Origin of the sequence: Flavobacterium faecale (assembly GCF_048320115.1) — a bacterium.
GTDB classification, from domain to species: Bacteria; Bacteroidota; Bacteroidia; order Flavobacteriales; family Flavobacteriaceae; genus Flavobacterium; species Flavobacterium faecale_A.
Map to the genome: position 1 here is coordinate 840972 of NZ_CP182943.1, position 18765 is coordinate 859736.

Sequence of the window (18765 nt, forward strand, 5' to 3'; positions counted from 1 at the left end):
ATTAATTATTGGATCTCAACCATAATTTTTTAAAAGTCCCGTCTCTATCGTACTCTTTTGATTGCTTTTCAATGTTAAAATAACGATTTCCACGAGGATCATTACCCACTCCTGCAAGATAAGCCCAGTTCCCCCAATTACTACACACATCATAATCAATGAGTTGCTGCTCAAAATAAGCAGCACCATAACGCCAGTCTAGTTTCAAGTCGTTACACAAATAACTGGCTACATTTTGTCGACCGCGATTGCTCATGAAACCAGTTTTCTTCAGTTCAATCATATTAGCATCTACAAAATCGACATTTGTTTTTCCATCTATCCATTTTTTCAAAAGACTAGCATTGAGAATTAAGGGCTGTTTTTCTTGATTTTTAATACCCGATTTCAAGAACAATTGATGATTGTATTTCTTCATCACAAACCTAAAATAGTCACGCCATAAAAGCTCAAAAACTAACCAATAAGTGGATTTATTTGCTGAAAATTGTTGCTCGTACTTTTTTAATTCTGAATAAATCATCCGTGGTGAAACACATCCCAAAGCCAACCATGGCGACAACTTTGATGAATAGGATTCGCCAACCATTCCGTTTCTCGTCTCTTTATAAGTGGCGATATGTTTTTTATTAAAAAAATAATCATTCAATCTTTTCAACCCTTCAGTTTCACCACCTTTAAATTCAAGTACCGCTCGATCATCAATTTTGACTGCTTTCAAACCTAAATCAGATAATTTTGGCAGTTCAAATTCTGGTAAGTCTGGACAATTAATTGCTACAGGTGCCTCAAAAACGCCTCTTATTTTAGACTCTTTTTCTACTTTTTTTCGAAAAATTGTAAAAATATCTGGAATATCTTTTATACCAAAAGGCAAATCCTCAGCATGATATAATGTACTCGTGCTAAAGGTTTCAAATTCGCATTTCATTTTAAACAATTCGTTTTGCACCAAACGTTCTGTTTGTTTTTCTTCGAAAGCAACTTCGCGCTTTGCAAATACTTTTTTTATTTTATACTGAGTGACTATTTTGGGAATTTCTATTTCTGGTTTACCTTTAAGTATTAATAAATCAGCGCCACGTTTTTTTAATTCTTTTTGTAGATCTTTTAGGGATTCTAATAAAAATGTGGCTCGGTAACTTCCCGTTTTTTTGAAACCAAAATGTGTTGTTACAAAATGTGCATCATCAAAACAATAAACAGGCAAAACGGACACACTTTTTTCTACCGCTTTCAAAAGCGTTTCATTATCCTGAACTCTCAAATCTGTTTTAAACCATACTATACTTTTCATTACAAATCGTTTATGTTTTCTAAATAAAATTTTGCTTGCTCTATCAACTCTCTTTTGGACTCCGGTTTCATCCTTCGCCATAGATTGTACACCATACCAATTCTAGGATTTTTATCCATTTTTGCTTCATGTTTGTCATAGAAATTCCAATACAGACTATTAAAAGGACATGCTTTATCTCCCGTTTTCTTGTTCTTTTGATAATAACAAGAACTGCAATAGTGACTCATTTTATCTATGTAAGCAGCCGAACTCACATACGGTTTGGTACCCACGATTCCTCCATCTGCAAACTGACTCATGCCACGTGTATTTGTGATTTCTACCCACTGGATTGCGTCCATATAGACCCCCAAATACCAAGCATCTACTTCATCTGGATTTACCCCCGCTAGTAAAGCAAAATTGCCCGTAACCATCAACCGCTGAATGTGGTGAGCGTATCCAAAATCTAAGGACTGATTGATACTGTGCTTGAGGCAGTTCATTTTAGTCCCCCCTGTCCAAAACCAATCTGGGAGTTTTTCTTTATGACCGAAAAAGTTTAAGCTTTCGTATTCTGGCATTTTCAACCAATAAATTCCCCGCATGTACTCACGCCATCCTATTATTTGTCGCACAAACCCTTCGACTTGATTGAAGGCAATTTTACCTTGATTTGATTCCCATTCGAAAATGACTCTATTAATGACCTCAAGAGGAGAAAGCATTTTGGTATTTAAGGAAAATGAAATTCTAGAATGATACAACGACCACTCAGCAGGTGTCATCGAATCTTGAAAATCTCCAAAATGAGATAAAAATTCGGTTGCAAAATAGTCCAACAAAACAATTGACTGCTCCCTATTGATAGGCCACAAAAACCTTTTATCATTAATAGTACCGATGGTTTTTATTTTGGCTAATTGTATTTCTTCAAAGATTTGCTCCACCTTATTTTCAAACTCCAAAGGCAGATTTGGTTTATGATTTTTAGGTAACTTTTTTCTATTATCTTGATCATAATTCCACTTTCCAGTTCTGGGTTGATCAGCGTCCATCAAAACACCATGCTTTTTTCGTATGTGTCTATAAAAAGTTTCCATCAAAAAAGTTTTCTTAGCATGAAAAAAGTTTCCTAAGCCATCTCTTTCTTCAAAAAAATGTTCGGTATCAAAAGCTTCCGTTGGTATATTAACAGCTTCACACCACTTTTTAATCAACTGATCTACTCTATATTCGTCTGGCAACTGATATTCAAACTTATCAAATCCTTCTTTACTTATTAGTTGATTGATATTAAGATCAAAACTTTGTAAGTTGTCAGCATCGTTGAGTTTGATGTAAATCACAGCATGATTATTAGCTATTAATTCTTGTGCAAAATTCCGCATAGCTGCAAAAAAACCAACTACTTTTTGAATATGATGAGTCACATAATCGGTTTCTGTACGCACTTCCATCATCACATAGGTAACTTGAGAATTGTCTGACTGAAACCAAGAATGATTGCTGTTTAATTGATCACCAAGAATGAGTCGAAGTGTTTTCATATTTATTTGGTATTTCTGCAACGGTCGCTACAGTATTTTACACAATCCCAGTTTTTCTCCCATCTTTTACGCCAAGAAAATGGACGATTACAAACAATGCAAATCTTGGTGGGTAAATTGGCTTTTTTAACAGTTTTCATGATTTGACTTTTTTTAACCTGATTTTTTTTTACTTAACCTAGTTGTATTTACATGCTTATTCAGAATACTAGCTGCTTCTTTCATAGTTACTGCCAATTCTCTCACGCTCCAGACACGCTCACTAGCCACTTTTCTTGTTGCTTCAATGTCTACAATAGGGCAAGGATAGTCTTCTCCCAACCTAAAATTGTATAATTGCTGTTCCATTTGACTCAATTTCCATGGCTCGTGTATGAAATTTAAGGGCAGGTTTTTCAATTCCGGCAACCATTGTCTTATAAAAATTCCTTCAGTATCATGTTCTTCAGAATTTTTTATTGGATTATAAATTCGAATTGTATTTATGCCAGTAACTCCCGCTTGCATTTGCAGTTGAGGATAATGAATACCAGGCTCATAATCCAAAAACTGACGTGCCAAAAAATGCAATTCACGCCAGTCTTGCCATAGGTTAAAAACAAAAAACGAAACCACCATGGCACGCATCCTAAAATTGATGTAGCCAGTCGCTACCACGCAGCGCATACAGGCATCTACAATGGGTATTCCAGTTTTGCCTTGTTGCCACGATTCTATGTAGTATTCATTTTTTGGTTTTATAATGGTATCGTAGGCTTTGTTGATGTTCTCGAACTCCATATTACATTCATCTTCAAACTTCTGGATAAAATGACAATGCCAAAACAAACGCGATACAAAATTGGAAAGGGCTCTTTTATTTTTCGAGCCATCATAATTTTGCATTGTATATTGATACACCATTCTCATACTAATATTTCCGTATGCTAAATAAGGGGATAATCTACTACATCCTTTGCGACTCAAACTAGGTTTGGAAATGTGCTTGCTATAATTGACCGATCGTGAATTTATAAAACTATCTAAATACCGCCAAGCCCAATATTCGCCTCCTTGTTGAAAATTTTTATCTACGGTAGTTATTTCAATTGGCAACTTTTCACCTTTTAGCTTTTCATACCATTCTGGGGACAGTTTAACCAAGTTAAGATCGGCTATCTCAACAGTTTTAATCGGTTTGGTCATTTTGTCTTTCCATCTTTCTTGCCAATTGGAACGATTTTTCAATTTTCGGATAACACCATTAGTTTGATATTCTTTCCAGATAATGCCCTTTTCATTAAAAAATTTTGTCATCGAAATATCCCGTTCAAACGAAATTTTATTTCCAATTTCTTGATAAGAGAAAATAGTTTGCAGGTCAAAATTTGATACTAATTCCTCAAAAACAGTAGAAACTTCGTTGTGAAAAAAATATAATTTAGCATCTACTTTTTCTAGTTTTAGCTGCATCTCAAGAAGTGATTCATAGACAAATCTCCAATGCCGTGGATCACTATCATCATATTGCATGAGCGAAGGTTCAAAAACATAAAGCAATACTATTGGCAAACCATCTTTTTGAGCTTCATAAAGAGGTTCGTGATCTGTAAAACGTAGATCGCGCTTGAGCCAAACAATATTTATTTTTTCTTTAGTCAACGTAAATTATTTTCAAACTTTCAAGAGCTTTATCTGGTTTTGCATAGCTCAAACGACTTAATCGATTGGTAGAATGGTAGCTGTCAAGACCACTACAAGTTATGGTTTCTGCTTTTTCTATATCAATAAAACCATCTGTACACAAGCAATCTTCTGGGTAATGGATTGCAACAACTTCGCCAATAATAAGACTGGTACCATTGAGTTCAATATCTATTTTTTGTTTGAACTTCATGGCAATTTGAATATTACTTTCTTTGACAAATGGAGCTTTAAAATCCATTTTATATTCTGATTTTAAATCTGTTGCATCAAATTCAGACACCTTAGCATCATAACGCGCTGATGTTTGATGTGCTTTTTCAAAAATCGCTGTATTAATGTGATTGATGGTGTATACTCCAGAACGAACCAAATTGGTCAAGGTATGTCGTTCCACAGAATCAGGTCTTGCTATAAAGCCGATCAACGCTGGACTAGATCCTAAATGCACAATTGAACTGAATACAGCTAAATTTTCGTTATCCAAATCATCTACTGTACCAATTAAGTTGACACACTTGAATCCGACAATTGCATTGATTAAATTGATTCGTTTTCGACTATCCATTTCTTCAAGTTCAACCGCTGATATACTTTTTAGTTTCATTTTTCTACTTTTAAAAAAGTTATTATCTTTTTTTTGTTTAATGTTTTATATGTAAAGTTAAACAAAATAAATCAACTAGATTAAAATAAAAACAAAAAGTAACAAACAAAAAAAACCCTTTTCATGCAACTGCTGAAAAGGGATCCTATAAGGTTGTAATTGTAAAATTATTTCTGTTGCAAATAACTGTTTGCTTCTGCTAACCAAGCTTGAGGGCCACCCGCTACATAACCTGTTTTACCTAATGCTTTGAAATTTATTTTTCCGTCTTTTTCTTTTTCCACATTAGTAAAAAAGATGGTTGGAAATCCTTGAATTCCAAACACCTGTTGTAATTCCTGATTTTGTTGCTTAATTTCTGGCAACTGCTCTGTTCTTCTTGGATAATCGAGTTCTACTAAAACTACATTGTTTTTAGCCCATTTTTTAAACTCAGGAGTAAGCAAAACTTCTTTTTGCAAACGGATACACCATCCACACCAGTCGCTTCCAGTAAAAAACAACATCATGGGTTTGTTTTCTTTGCTACTTACATTAATTGCTTCCTTAATATTGGTATGCCATTTCAAATCTTGGGCTTGACTACTAATTGAAAAAACAATAAGTAATGCTAGTATTATTTTTTTCATTTTCTTCATTTTCTTCGAATTTCTTTTTATACAGTCTAACAAATATAGTGCCTTAATTTTATTTCACACCATGCATTAACTTTTTCAACATTGGATTTAACATAATTACAATTAGTCCCGCTAATATAGGCACTATAGTAAAAATCAGAAAAAAGGTGGATAATGAGTAGGTATTTGTAATATTCTCAATTTGGCCTCCCAACACCGCAGCCAGTTTATTCCCGATGGCTATAGCCAGGTACCACATTCCAAACATAAAAGCAATCATTCGCGCAGGAACTAATTTGGAAACATAAGATAGTCCCACTGGTGATAAAAACAACTCTCCTAGTGTATGAAACAAATAAGCCAAAACAAGCCAAATCATTGAAACCTTAATTCCCTTTTCAACTCCATGAGAACCGTATGCTAACAACCCAAAACCAACGGCCATAATAATTAATCCCAACCCATACTTAGTAGCCGCAGGGGGATTAAACTTGCTGTCCCAAATTTTGGAAACTGTTGAAGCAAATGCAATGATAAAAAAGGAATTTAAAATTGAAAACCAACTAGGATCAATCTCTGAAGCTTCTTTCCCAAATTCATTATTAAGCATCCAAATAGAGATTCCCCAAACACCTAAAAAGGTAATGGCAAGTACGACATTTGAAATCAATGCTTTCCTCCAAGTTTGTTTAGCCAATAAAAACAAAACCCAAGAAATAATAATTAGTGGTACCACCGTCAATAATGTATTGACCGTATTAAAGATCGTAAGTGAAGTCCCTACTAGGCTTCTATCCACATTATCTCGTGCATAAATCACTAAAGAGGAAGCCCCTTGTTCAAAAGCCATCCAGAAGAAAATAGTAAAAAAAGCAAAAATCACCACAGCAATCATTCTGTCACGAACGACAGTAGTATAACGCATCAAACGTGAAATCACTAAATACAGAAAAAGCGCTAAACCTAACAAAATCATAAATATAGAACCGTCTACATTTGCAATTGAAAAATCAAAAAGATTAATTCCACCAATTTTAGAAAGCGGATCATTAAATGCATACAAGAGACCTATAATTGTACTAATACCAATTAAGGCATAGTCAATTGCAGTGTATGGATTTGGTTTATCCTCTGGATTGTTAGACAAACGAGCAGTCGTTTCAGCAGCCTCTCTTTTTTCTTTTGTAGGTAGTTCTCCAATGCTACCAAATAAAGGTTTTGCCATCCAAAACTGAATGGTTCCTAGCAACATGAAAATCCCTGCTAAACCAAAACCCCAATGCCAACCTAAATTAGAAGCTAGATATCCGCAAAGCATCATCCCAAAAAAGGCTCCAGCATTGACCCCCATATAAAAAATAGTGTAGGCACCATCTTTTTTTTCTGGAAAAGCTTTGTACATATCCGATAAAATAGAAGTCATATTAGGCTTAAAGAAACCGGTCCCTATAACCAGTAAACCCAATCCTAAATACAGCATAAAGGGCGTATTAAGAAACATGGCCCCATGCCCTAGGGTCATGACAACAGATCCAATTACGACAGCCCAACGATAACCAATATACCTATCAGCCACTATCCCTCCAAAAATTGGGGTAATATACAAGAGCATGGCATAGGTTCCATATAAGGCACCCGCGTTTTCAGCATTCCATCCCCAACCTGCATTGTCTCCAGTGAGAGAGGCCGTTAAAAACAAAATCAATAAGACACGCATTCCATAAAATGAAAAGCGTTCCCACATTTCTGTAAAAAACAAAACGAATAATCCCGAAGGATGTCCTAAAACAGTACTATTAAAAAAATTATCTTCTGAAGTATTTTGATTCATATGTAGGTTTAAATGCAGGTTTTAAAAACAAATTTTTGCTGTTCAATTGTAAAAATAATCTAAAAATTAAATTATAAGCGTTCTTTGATAAAATTTGTCATTTTGTGATACAAATGAATTCGGGTATTTCCTCCGTAAATACCGTGATTTTTGTCGGGATAAATTTGAGAATCGAATGGCTTATTGGCTTGAATCAATGATTCCATCATGAGCATGGAATTTTGCACATGCACATTATCATCACTACTTCCGTGTATCAACAAATAATTCCCCTTTAATTGATCCGCAAAATTGATTGGCGAATTATCGTCATAACCAGTCGGATTTTCTTGAGGAGTTTGCATGTATCTTTCAGTATATATTGTATCGTAAAAACGCCAATTGGTCACTGGAGCTACAGCAATGGCTAACTTAAAAATACTATTTCCCTTCAAAATAGCATTGGACGCCATAAATCCACCAAATGACCAACCAAAAATCCCAATTCTATTAGCGTCAATATAAGGATAGGCTCCTAAAACTTTGGCCGCTTCCATTTGATCTTCGAGTTCGTATTTTCCAAGTTGCGTATAGGTCACTTTCTTGAATGCCTCACCTTTGAATCCAGTTCCTCTTCCGTCCACACAAGCCACGATATACCCTTGCTGTGCTAGCATCATAAACCAATAATCATCATAAGTCTTCCAATCATTTTTTACCTGTTGAGAACCCGGTCCTGAATATTGGTACATCAAAACAGGATACTTTTTAGATGCATCAAAATCGTTAGGTTTTATCATCCATGCGTTTAACTCCACATTTTGCACAGTTTTCAAGGTAAAAAATTCTTTTGTTGGCAAATCATAAGCTTTCAGACGTAGTTTTAAATCTTCATTATTTTCAATGATTTGCAATTCTTTGCCTGTTTTAGCATCATTTAGAGAGTAGACTGTAGGTTGATTGAAGGACGAAAAACTATTAATATAAAAGTTGTAGTCTGGACTAAAAGTTGCCTTATTGGTTCCCGTATTTTTAGACAAACGCGTCTTTTTTCCTCCATCTAAACCGATCCTGTATACATCACGATTAATAGTCCCATTTTCAACTGATTCATAATATATATTTTGGTTTTTTTCATCCAAACCATAAAACTGAGTTACTTCCCAATTGCCTTTTGTAATCTGTCGGATTAATTTCCCTGTCTTGTCGTACAAATAAATATGATTGAAACCGTCCTTTTCACTGGTCCAAATAAATTGATTGTCCTTCAAAAAAGTCAGGTTATCATTGTCAACAAAATCAATATACTTTTTATTGGTTTCATTTAAGACTACTTTCGTTCCTCCAGACTTTGCATTAACAAATAGTAAATCCAGATTATTTTGATGGCGGTTCAAAATTTTAGCAGACAGTACGTGAGCATCATTCGTCCATTTGATTCTGGGAATATAAAAGTCTGTATAGTGGTCTAAATTTACTTTTTGTGTTTCCTTAGTTTGAACATCATAAATATGCAATGAAACTAAGGCATTCTTTTCACCTGCTTTTGGATATTTGATGGTTTCTATAGATGGATACAATCCATTAGCAAAAACGGACATAGAAAATTCAGGCACTTGACTTTCGTCAAAACGGATATAGGCAATTTTTTCACTATCAGCACTCCAATCAAATGCTTTCACAAATGCAAACTCCTCTTCGTAAACCCAATCACAAATTCCGTTTATAATTTCGTTTTTCTTCCCATCATTAGTTAAGGCGATCGTCGCTTTTGAAGCAATATCATATAAATATAAATTATTTCCCTTGGCAAAAGCAATTTTCCTTCCATCAGGAGAAAAAGTTGGTTCTTGAATAGGAGTATCAACTAATCTCGTCAATTCTTTTTTGTCCAAATCATAAATAAAATAATCTGCTGTAAAAGAATATCGATAAATGGGAACAACATTAGTTGCCAATAAAATTAACCTTTCAGACGGATCAAAAGAATAGCTTTCAATCCGAGGCAATCTACTGTAATTTTTGGTATCAAATAAAGTAGCTACTTTTTTCAAACTTGCAAAATCATACAAATCAATTTGGATTCGAGGACTGTCCGTTTCATAATTAAGCACAGTATACTGATTGTTTTTTTTCAAAGATTGAAACTCTTCCATACCTTGTGGCTGAAATACACCTCCATAAATATCTTCGATAGTTATCTTTTGTTGAGCAAAAAAAACCGGACTACATACTAACAATAGAATGAAAAAGCAACGAAACTGCATAGAGGGAAATTTAAAGTAAATTTAATATACCAATTTTACAGAAAATTTTGCATTTAATATCCTTTCAGAACGTTAAATCCTAAAAATTACTTTTAATAACAATGCTGATGCATTATAATTTGTACCGATTAAAACTCCTAAAAATGTATCTTTGCTGCTAATTATGTTTTAATCCACCATAGAATGAACCAACCCTTTTCCGGATTTTCGAAGTTATCCAAAGAAGAAAAAATAAACTGGATTGCCGCAACCTATTTTACTACTCCTGAAGAAGCAGTAGCATTGTTAAAAAAATACTGGAATTCAGATGCTAAAATCCAAAAACTACATGATGAATTCATAGAAAATACCATTACCAATTTCTACATCCCTTTGGGCGTTGCTCCTAATTTTTTAATTAACGGAAAATATAGCACCATCCCAATGGCAATTGAAGAAAGTTCTGTGGTTGCAGCAGCATCTAAGGCTGCTAAATTCTGGTCTACTCGTGGCGGATTTAAAGCAACAGTTATCGACACGGAGAAAATTGGACAAGTCCATTTCACATACAAAGGAGACGTTTCAAAACTAGAATTGTTTTTTGCACAAATCAAAAGCACTTTTTTCACCGACACTGAAAATATCACCACTAATATGCAAAAACGTGGTGGTGGAATTCTAGATATCGAACTCCGTGACAAAACCAATTTGATGGAAAATTATTTCCAATTGCATGCAACTTTCGATACTAAAGACAGTATGGGTGCCAATTTTATCAATTCTTGTTTGGAACAATTTGCCAATACTTTAAAAAGAGAGGCACAACAATTTGATTTATTTTCTGAAACAGAAAAGAACATTCAGGTGGTTATGAGCATTCTTTCTAATTATGTTCCCAATTGCATTGTTCGGGCCGAAGTTTCTTGTCCAATAGAAGATTTAGAAGAAAAACACATTCCCAACCCAATTTCTTTTGCTGAACGTTTTGTACAAGCCGTAAAGATTGCCGAAATCGAACCTTATCGTGCCGTAACGCACAATAAAGGAATCATGAATGGAGTTGATGCCGTTGTTATCGCTACCGGAAATGATTTCCGTGCCGTTGAAGCTGGTGTTCATGCCTATGCCTCTAAATCTGGTCAATACTCCAGTTTATCACATGCCAAAATCGAAAATGGATTTTTTACTTTCTGGTTGGAAATTCCTTTAGCCTTAGGAACCGTTGGCGGATTAACAAGCTTGCACCCTTTGGTTAAATTATCATTAGAAATGCTAGAAAACCCATCCGCTGAAGAACTAATGCAGTTTGTAGCTGTAGCAGGTTTGGCGCAGAACTTTGCCGCTTTGCGTTCGTTAACTACTTCCGGTATTCAAGAAGGACATATGAAAATGCATTTGAACAATATTTTAAACCAATTTGACGCTACTGAAGAAGAACGTCATCAAGTAAAAAACCATTTTAAACATCATGTAGTTTCTCATAGTGGTGTGGTGAATTTCATTGAAAGCTTGAGACAATAACTAAAAAAAACAGATGAAAAAAACCTTTTATAGCAATGGCAAACTTTTAATCACAGGGGAATACTTGGTATTAGACGGTGCTAAAGCTTTTGCATTGCCCACAAAGTTAGGTCAAAACCTTACTATTGAAGATGGAAAAAACCAAGAGATTCAATGGAAAAGTTATGACGCTGATGGAACTGTATGGTTTGAAGATACTATTACTTTTACTGAAATAACCCACTTTGCTGTACAAGAATCAGATTCCATTAGAAACACTTTAATTAGGATATTACATCATGCTTATTTACAAAACCCTGATTTTATTCATACAAGTGTAGGATACCAAGTCCATACTCAACTTACTTTTTCTAGAAAATGGGGACTTGGAACCTCCTCTACTTTGATTAATAATATTGCACAGTGGTTGAGGATTGATGCATTTGAACTACTAAACAGCAGTTTTGGCGGAAGTGGATATGACATTGCTTGTGCTCAAAACGACAGTGCTATCATCTATAAACTAGAAAATGGAAAACCTTTAGTGGAGCCAATCAATTTTAATCCTGAATATACCAATCAAATCTACTTTGTATACTTGAACAGAAAACAAAGCAGCAAAACAGCTATTGCTAATTACAACAATAATAAAAATCAGAATTTAGAAAACAGTATCTCTAAAATCAACTCAATTACTGAGGAAATAATCTACGCTACTAGCGTAGATTATTTTCGAAATACCTTAGAGAGGCATGAGACAAAAATGAGTCATTTGTTAGAAACTTGTACCGTCAAAGAATTGCTTTTCCCTGATTTCAAGGGAACCGTAAAAAGCCTAGGCGCGTGGGGTGGCGACTTTGTCATGGTAGTTTCGGATAAGAACCCAGCGGATTATTTCTTTGAAAAAGGGTTTAGCGTCCTGTTTCCCTATGAAGAACTGATATTGACTTAATTCAAAATATATCCAACAAAAAAATCCGATGTTTTCACATCGGATTTTTTTGTTGAAATAATAATTACTAGATAAGATTAGAAATTAAATTGTCTTCTATTGTCTTTGATATCTGCCATATCTTTAAGAACAGGCAAAATTCTATTTGCATCACCAGCAGATTGTGTTTTTATTTTCGCTACATAAGGACTATAATCTTTAATAGCTGGTGCTTTTGTTGTTTTAACATTCTTAACTACATAAACTCCAGTAATACCTTCAATTGGAGCTGAAAGTTTATTCGCTGACAAAGCAAAAGCAGTACCCACAACTTTAGGCTCTTGCCCTACATTCTCTAACATTGGATTATCCAAAGTAACATCTGCTGCTTGTTGAACAGCTGCTCCTACAGTTTTAGCGATAGCCTCAATTGAACTACCAGCCATTTTTGCTTTAATCAATTCGGCTTTTTTCTTGTTTTTCAAGATAGACTCTACATAAGGTTTAGCTTGTGCCAAGGGCATTAAACCTGAATCATCAATTGATTTTAATCTTGCAATAACGTGACCCACATTAGCTACTTCAAAACGTTTTACAGCATCAACTTCTGTGTCGTTACTAAATGCCCATCTTACAATAGCTCTTTGGTTTCCTAATGATCCAAAATTTTCGTCCATTGCTGTTACTGAAACTGCTGGATTAACAGTTAATCCCATTGATTTTGCCACTTGATTAAAATCTTTGTCTGCTGCACCCATTTCAAATTGAGTCGCTTGTGTAAATATTTTATCAGAAGTTGCTTCAGATGGTTGGATTTTTTGAGCTACAGTGGCCAAACGAACTCCGTCTTGCTTGTCGGTAACCTTGATAATGTGGTATCCAAAATCAGTTTCTACCAAACCTATTTTTCCAATAGCGTTATTAAAAACAAAATCATTGAAAGGTTTCACCATTTGACCAGGTCCAAAATATCCTAAATCTCCTCCTTGTTGTGCAGATGAATCATCAGAAGAAGTATAAGCTAACATCAAGAAACTTTCTGGATTAGCATTTACTTGTGCTAACAAACTTTCTGCTTTAGCACGAGCTTGATCTTTACTTCTCTTTTCTTTTTGGTTTGGAACTTGAGTTCCTTCATAACTAATTAAGATATGACTTGCTTTTGCATTAACACCATTCTTTTTCCCTAATGATTTAGAAATGCAATAGTAACCTCCATTTACATAAGGTCCGTAAATTTCACCTGGAGCTAAGTTGTATAATTTATCAGCATCTACAGCTGGCAAACGATTCTTGGCAATATAGGTTGAATCATAAGGAATATCAGAATTTGAATTTACAAATTCAGCAATATTTTTAGTATTTCTAAATCCAGCAAGAGTATCGTTTTTACCTGTAGCTTGGTTGTACACAACAGTTCCAGATAACAATCCTGTAATTTTAGCTTTTACTTCATTTACATCTTCTGCAGATGGCTTGTCTTCTACCAAAACATATTCTACATCACGAGATTCTTCAGACTTGAATTTTTTCTCGTTTTTCTTCATGTAATCTAAGATATCGCTATCTGATATTTTAACATCACTATCTTTAATTGTAGAGTACAATCCCGCAACATAAGCAAAACTCACCTTGTTTGCTTCCATTTCATATTTCAATTTTCCTTCACTTTTAGTGGTATAGCTACCCGCTTTCACTAAAGTGTTATAGATTTGAAATTTAGCATTCAATTCTGCACTCTTCTCTCTTTCTTTCAAATTCGCAGCTAATTCTGGATTTGATTTAAAGAACTCTTTAAATTTAGCCAAATCAAACACTCCTGCTCCGTTTAAAAACTGTGGATTTTGTCCAATATTTGGATCCGATTTCAACACTTCGATTAGATGTTTTTCACCTACTCTCAATCCTAATTTGTCAAACTCAGAAGTTAATAAAGCAATGGAAACTTCTTCGTCCCAAACTCTATTTGCCGCAGCTGTAGCAGTGATTCCTTGACCACTTTTTTCGACATTGCTTACTTTTATTCTAAAATCTTCAAATGAAATATCTTTCCCATTAACACTTCCTACATCTTTAGAAGTACTGCTAAAGCTACCGCTCTTGAACAAATCACCTATGATAAATGCAAATAAAGCCAAAGCGATAACTGCAATCATTAAAGCGGAACGTTGTCTAATTTTTGATAAAACTGCCATTTTATATTGTTGTTAATTTTATATTCAGTTTGCGAAAATACAATTATATGATTAATATTTACAATTGTACCCTTTTATTTTGCAAAAATTTTGCTAGAACAAAAAAAATTACTCTTTTAAAGTCAATTTTACTAATTCTATTTTTTTATTTGTGGCTTCTTCAATCACAAAATGATAGTCTCCTATCACGATAACTTCGCCTTTTTGCGGTATATCTTTAGTAAAATCTACGATAAAACCACCTAAGGTTCCGTACGAATCACTTTCGGGAATATTTAATTTATAAGTTTGATTTAAATATTCCACATCAAAGCGAGTCGAAAACAAATACGTATCTTGATCAAGCTCTTTTTCAATTAATTCTTCATCAGAATCATGCTCGTCCTCTATTTCACCAAAAAGCTCTTCTACAATATCTTCAATAGTGATAATCCCTGAAGTTCCTCCGTATTCGTCCAAAACAACCGCTACACTTTTTCTTTTTTTAGTCAATAGATCCATCACGTCTTTGATAAAAATCGTTTCAGGCACAAATTCTACTGGAATGACAATCGACTTGATGTTTTTAGGTTTTTTGAACAAATCAAAAGAATGCACATAACCTACAATGTCATCTAGTGAATTTTGGTACACCAATATCTTTGAATAACCTGTTTCAATAAACAATTCCTTCAGTTCATTCACCGAATCAAACAAATCAATTGCTACGATCTCTGTTCGCGGACTCATAATATCACGAGCCTTGACACTCGAGAAATCCAAAGCATTCTGAAACATCTGAATTTCCGAATCAACTTCTTCATCATCTTCTACGGTGCTCATTTGTTCTGTGATATAATCTCCTAATTCGACTTTACTAAAATACATTTGTACTTGATCGCCTTCGGTTCTGAAAAATTTTCTCAAAATAAAATCAGAAACCCAGATAAAAAAGGATGACAAATAGTAAAACAATCTATAAAAAAAGTAAGCCGGAATGGCAAAAAACTTAATTAATGAGTTGGCGTAAATTTGAAAAAAAACTTTTGGAAAAAATTCTGCTGTAATTAATACAATGATTGTTGACAAAAGGGTTTGCAGAAACAAATTAGACAAATTGGACAACTCAAAAGGCAAGGTGTCCAACCACTGCATCAATAAATCGCCCATGAAAAATCCATAAACTACCAAAGCAATATTGTTCCCAATAAGCATGGCAGCAATAAACTTGGAAGGTTTCTCAGTAAGTCTTGTTAGAATTTTAGACAAGAAATTATCTTGCTTCTTTTCAATTTCCAGGTATATTTTATTGGATGAAATAAATGCAATTTCCATCCCTGAAAAAAAAGCACTTAGTATTAAACACAATATTATAATACTAATTTCCATGTATTAGGATTTTTTATTTCGGTCGTTAAATTTTTTGGCGAAATTTCTACGAAAGAAAAACATAAAAATTGCCATGGCAGCTATCATAAAGTGCAACCAAGGTTTTGTTTCGGATTCACTCCATTTCATTGCACCATCATAGATAAAATAGATAGCAAAAACAAGATAAACGTATTGTGTATATTTTAAGTAATTCATTAAATGTATTCAATTATTTAGTTAAGCAGTATCGTGGTTCATTATTCTTCAGATTCCAATTCTCCAGTAATCCTCTGTGAATTGATTACTTTAAAATCTTTGCTAAAGTCAATCCCTTGACCATTTGAAGTCCCTTTAAGGTCTGTAAATTTAAACTTTTTTTCAGTAAAAAACCATTCATTCTTTTGATCATAGTACAATTGCTCTGTTTCCAACATTTGACCTGCCTCTGAAGCAATCTTTACTTTTCCTTGCAAATCTATAATATTGGTTAACCCATAAGAAACTGCATATTTTGCAGTAATGCGTGTTTTTTTAGCTTTTGCATCATACAAAGTCAAGTGAATGCCTTTTGGAAACTCTGTAAACGGAAATTCTACATTGGAATAATCCAACATCTTTGAGCTCAACAAAATCACCTTAATCAAACCTGAATCTGTATATTTCAAATTCACATTATCGGCATCACCTCCTGGGGTGAACTCAGAATAGTTTATTTTTTGAACCTCCTTAAAGTTACTTTCGCACCCAAAAAAGAGAGTCACAGCAATTGCTGTGACTATATAAACCTTCATATTTTTTTTTCTAAAGCTCATGATTATTCCTAAGGTAAAAAGCAAATCCTATTTTTAGTTAAATTTACGCTTTTCAAACCATTTGTCATTTAAAGACATGCCCACGCTAATATTGGCATAATTTTCTTGAATCAATCCAGAAGAAGTCGTCCCTCTTTTACCTAACTCCAATCCGATATTTATATTCGAAAAAGACCCCGTTATTGGCAAACCTAGCCCTAAAGTAACCCCCATATTATCAATAGACTCAGAGTTAATTATTAAACCTGTTCTTTCGAATTTAAGCCCCCCACGATAAACGATGCGTTTGGCATAATTTGTAAAAGAGTTGTAATCCGGAATATAATACCCCCCAAGGCTAGCACTCCCGTATGTTCCGTAAGTTGCATTGGCCGATTTATTATAACTATTAGACCAGTCCGAAGCTTCTTGATAAACTAATCTTCCACCTATTAACCATTTTTTAGCTTGACCTATTCCCGCACTTACACTAATTCTAGAGGCAAAAGAAATTTTTTCGTCTGGCTGTTCTACATTGTTTACCTCTGAAGAGGTTTCAATAACTCTGTCATTAGTAGCATTCAAATCATTAGCTAGGGTATAGTTCAAACTACTAAACAAACTCAATTTCTTGTTTAGCTTAGTTTGATACATCGTTCCTACATTAAAATTTACTCCAGATAATTTTGATGTATTGGTTTCACGTGTTCCTGAAACAACATTACTATTCAATTCAGAATTAATAATTTTAATAACCCCAAAATTGTAATTAAAGTCGGCTCCCACACTTAATTTTGGAGTAATCTTATAACCCACTCCCATAAAAACCTTGTTTAATCCTCCTGTACTAGTCATAGTAGTACTATTTGCGGAGTTATCATCAGCAGTCGTTTGAATTTTATATCCCAAAGAAGAATAAGGAATCAATCCAAAACCAACTCCAAACTTCCCTAAAGGCAATCCAACTGCTAAATAATCTAGAGTGGTACGACTTGCTTTTTCTGACTTTGATTCATCCTTTAAAGTTGTTGAATTATAGGTGCCACCCACCGCAAATGAAGTCAATTTCAAACTAGAAAAACTTGCAGGATTCTCTAAATTGATATGAATACTATCTTGTTCTACAGCAATACCTCCCATAGAGCGAACCTCAGCAGTCCCTTTGAAACGAACTTCTCCAATACCATAAAAAGAATAAGGTGATGACGAACCTTCCTGCGCAAAGGACAGTAGCCCTGTAAACAAACAAAGACTTAGTAGAATTTTTTTAATCATTTTTGATTTTATATTGAAAAGTTTGATTCAAACTCTCTAAAAGGAAATTTGAATTGGCAAATATGGTATTTTTTAATCGTTTAGCCAAAAAAACCGTATCACCACCCGTTAAAATTATGATAAAGTTTGGGTTAATCCCTTGATATTCCTCTATAAAACCATTGATTTCATAGACCAGTCCATTAACCACTCCAGAGTGAATAGACTCCTTAGTTGAACTCCCTACAAACGACTGCGGTTGTTGTGCCACAAGTAAGGGCAATTTAGAGGTATACCCATTAAGTGCTTTATAGCGCAACTGAATTCCGGGACTTATAGCTCCCCCTAAATAATTATCATTCTCGTCTATAAAATCATAAGTCACGCAAGTACCCGCATCAATTACCAATCGATTTTGTTTTGGATATTTTAAAACAGCACCTGCAGCCAGCACCATGCGATCAATTCCTAAAGTTTTTGGGGTTTCATATTTATTGACAAATGGAAAAACGTCACTATGGGATACAAAATGCACTTTAATGTCTTTTTCAAAAGCCAAAAAAACTTGTTTTTCGACATCACCCACCGAAGCAACGACCAAAAATTGGCATTTTTTATATTTTTCTAAAATAATTTTAATTTTTTTTTCAAGCTCTATTTTCTCAAAAACAAACTGCTCCAAAAGAGTATCTACTTCAAAAACAGCACCTTTAATTCGGGTATTCCCAACATCAATCGTTAGAATCATAATTCAAAATTTGATAGCGCGAAGATACGAATAGATTTTTTTAAACAAATGTTTTGGTGAAACCAAAAAACATCCTATATTTGCACTCGCAATAAGCAAGGTACCTTAGCTCAGTTGGTAGAGCAATGGACTGAAAATCCATGTGTCCCTGGTTCGAACCCTGGAGGTACCACAAAACCCACTCAAACGAGTGGGTTTTTTGTT

At 34.3% G+C, this 18765-nt stretch carries 15 protein-coding genes and 1 tRNA gene; 3 read left to right on the plus strand and 13 right to left on the minus strand.

What is annotated here, in order from left to right:
* Position 1 precedes the first annotated feature (1 nt).
* The 8 genes from ACNH59_RS03575 to ACNH59_RS03610 form a co-directional block, all read right to left on the minus strand.
* Positions 2-1297 carry a DASH family cryptochrome gene (locus ACNH59_RS03575; protein ID WP_418264062.1) on the minus strand — a complete coding sequence of 432 codons (1296 nt, stop codon included), beginning with the start codon at positions 1295-1297 and terminating at the stop codon, positions 2-4.
* A complete protein-coding gene (locus tag ACNH59_RS03580; RefSeq protein ID WP_418264063.1) occupies positions 1297-2829 on the minus strand; it encodes a cryptochrome/photolyase family protein in 1533 nt (510 codons plus the stop codon). Before ACNH59_RS03580 ends, ACNH59_RS03575 begins: the two co-directional genes overlap by 1 nt.
* 2 nt (positions 2830-2831) lie before the next feature.
* On the minus strand, positions 2832-2969 hold the full coding sequence (locus ACNH59_RS03585; RefSeq protein ID WP_418264064.1) for a DUF2256 domain-containing protein: 138 nt from the start codon (positions 2967-2969) through the stop codon (positions 2832-2834).
* Positions 2970-2982: 13 nt separating this feature from the next.
* Complete coding sequence (locus ACNH59_RS03590) at positions 2983-4470, minus strand: deoxyribodipyrimidine photo-lyase/cryptochrome family protein (RefSeq protein WP_418264065.1); 1488 nt, start codon at positions 4468-4470, stop codon at positions 2983-2985.
* The gene (locus tag ACNH59_RS03595) at positions 4463-5119 is read right to left on the minus strand and encodes a flavin reductase family protein (protein ID WP_418264066.1); all 657 of its coding nucleotides are present in this window, start codon (positions 5117-5119) and stop codon (positions 4463-4465) included. The genes ACNH59_RS03590 and ACNH59_RS03595 overlap by 8 nt, the downstream gene beginning before the upstream one ends.
* A 167-nt stretch (positions 5120-5286) precedes the next feature.
* Positions 5287-5748, minus strand: coding sequence for a thioredoxin family protein (locus ACNH59_RS03600; protein ID WP_418264067.1), 462 nt, complete (start codon positions 5746-5748; stop codon positions 5287-5289).
* A 58-nt stretch (positions 5749-5806) separates the two neighbouring features.
* The gene (locus ACNH59_RS03605; protein ID WP_418264068.1) at positions 5807-7567 is read right to left on the minus strand and encodes a peptide MFS transporter; all 1761 of its coding nucleotides are present in this window, start codon (positions 7565-7567) and stop codon (positions 5807-5809) included.
* Positions 7568-7638: 71 nt separating this feature from the next.
* Entirely contained in the window at positions 7639-9813 is a 2175-nt protein-coding gene (locus ACNH59_RS03610) for a S9 family peptidase (protein ID WP_418264069.1), read from the minus strand.
* Positions 9814-9996: 183 nt separating this feature from the next.
* Between ACNH59_RS03610 and ACNH59_RS03615 the strand changes: the two genes are divergently transcribed.
* Both ACNH59_RS03615 and ACNH59_RS03620 read left to right on the plus strand, forming a co-directional pair.
* Positions 9997-11313: a hydroxymethylglutaryl-CoA reductase, degradative gene (locus tag ACNH59_RS03615; RefSeq protein ID WP_418264070.1), complete on the plus strand. Its 1317-nt coding sequence runs from the start codon at positions 9997-9999 to the stop codon at positions 11311-11313.
* A gap of 13 nt (positions 11314-11326) precedes the next feature.
* A complete protein-coding gene (locus ACNH59_RS03620) occupies positions 11327-12244 on the plus strand; it encodes a GYDIA family GHMP kinase (RefSeq protein WP_418264071.1) in 918 nt (305 codons plus the stop codon).
* Positions 12245-12321: 77 nt separating this feature from the next.
* Here the strand turns inward: ACNH59_RS03620 and ACNH59_RS03625 are convergent, their stop codons facing one another.
* From ACNH59_RS03625 to ACNH59_RS03645, 5 genes are all read right to left on the minus strand, one after another.
* Positions 12322-14418: a peptidylprolyl isomerase gene (locus ACNH59_RS03625; protein WP_418264072.1), complete on the minus strand. Its 2097-nt coding sequence runs from the start codon at positions 14416-14418 to the stop codon at positions 12322-12324.
* A gap of 108 nt (positions 14419-14526) precedes the next feature.
* On the minus strand, positions 14527-15786 hold the full coding sequence (locus tag ACNH59_RS03630) for a hemolysin family protein (RefSeq protein WP_418264073.1): 1260 nt from the start codon (positions 15784-15786) through the stop codon (positions 14527-14529).
* Positions 15787-16025: 239 nt separating this feature from the next.
* A complete protein-coding gene (lptC, locus tag ACNH59_RS03635; RefSeq protein WP_418264074.1) occupies positions 16026-16559 on the minus strand; it encodes an LPS export ABC transporter periplasmic protein LptC in 534 nt (177 codons plus the stop codon).
* A gap of 54 nt (positions 16560-16613) precedes the next feature.
* The gene (locus ACNH59_RS03640; protein WP_418264075.1) at positions 16614-17834 is read right to left on the minus strand and encodes a hypothetical protein; all 1221 of its coding nucleotides are present in this window, start codon (positions 17832-17834) and stop codon (positions 16614-16616) included.
* Complete coding sequence (locus ACNH59_RS03645) at positions 17827-18561, minus strand: type III pantothenate kinase (protein WP_418264076.1); 735 nt, start codon at positions 18559-18561, stop codon at positions 17827-17829. Before ACNH59_RS03645 ends, ACNH59_RS03640 begins: the two co-directional genes overlap by 8 nt.
* A 99-nt stretch (positions 18562-18660) precedes the next feature.
* On the opposite strand from ACNH59_RS03645, the gene ACNH59_RS03650 reads away from it, so the two are divergent.
* Positions 18661-18733: transfer RNA gene (locus ACNH59_RS03650), tRNA-Phe, on the plus strand.
* Positions 18734-18765: the final 32 nt, after the last annotated feature.

Coding starts and splice junctions, on each gene's coding strand:
- ACNH59_RS03575 (WP_418264062.1), bottom strand. CDS start 1,297: ATGAAAAGTATAGTATGGTTTAAAACAGATTTGAGAGTTCAGGATAAT.
- ACNH59_RS03580 (WP_418264063.1), bottom strand. CDS start 2,829: ATGAAAACACTTCGACTCATTCTTGGTGATCAATTAAACAGCAATCAT.
- ACNH59_RS03585 (WP_418264064.1), bottom strand. CDS start 2,969: ATGAAAACTGTTAAAAAAGCCAATTTACCCACCAAGATTTGCATTGTT.
- ACNH59_RS03595 (WP_418264066.1), bottom strand. CDS start 5,119: ATGAAACTAAAAAGTATATCAGCGGTTGAACTTGAAGAAATGGATAGT.
- ACNH59_RS03600 (WP_418264067.1), bottom strand. CDS start 5,748: ATGAAAAAAATAATACTAGCATTACTTATTGTTTTTTCAATTAGTAGT.
- ACNH59_RS03605 (WP_418264068.1), bottom strand. CDS start 7,567: ATGAATCAAAATACTTCAGAAGATAATTTTTTTAATAGTACTGTTTTA.
- ACNH59_RS03610 (WP_418264069.1), bottom strand. CDS start 9,813: ATGCAGTTTCGTTGCTTTTTCATTCTATTGTTAGTATGTAGTCCGGTT.
- ACNH59_RS03615 (WP_418264070.1), top strand. CDS start 9,997: ATGAACCAACCCTTTTCCGGATTTTCGAAGTTATCCAAAGAAGAAAAA.
- ACNH59_RS03620 (WP_418264071.1), top strand. CDS start 11,327: ATGAAAAAAACCTTTTATAGCAATGGCAAACTTTTAATCACAGGGGAA.
- ACNH59_RS03625 (WP_418264072.1), bottom strand. CDS start 14,418: ATGGCAGTTTTATCAAAAATTAGACAACGTTCCGCTTTAATGATTGCA.
- ACNH59_RS03630 (WP_418264073.1), bottom strand. CDS start 15,786: ATGGAAATTAGTATTATAATATTGTGTTTAATACTAAGTGCTTTTTTT.
- lptC (WP_418264074.1), bottom strand. CDS start 16,559: ATGAAGGTTTATATAGTCACAGCAATTGCTGTGACTCTCTTTTTTGGG.
- ACNH59_RS03640 (WP_418264075.1), bottom strand. CDS start 17,834: ATGATTAAAAAAATTCTACTAAGTCTTTGTTTGTTTACAGGGCTACTG.
- ACNH59_RS03645 (WP_418264076.1), bottom strand. CDS start 18,561: ATGATTCTAACGATTGATGTTGGGAATACCCGAATTAAAGGTGCTGTT.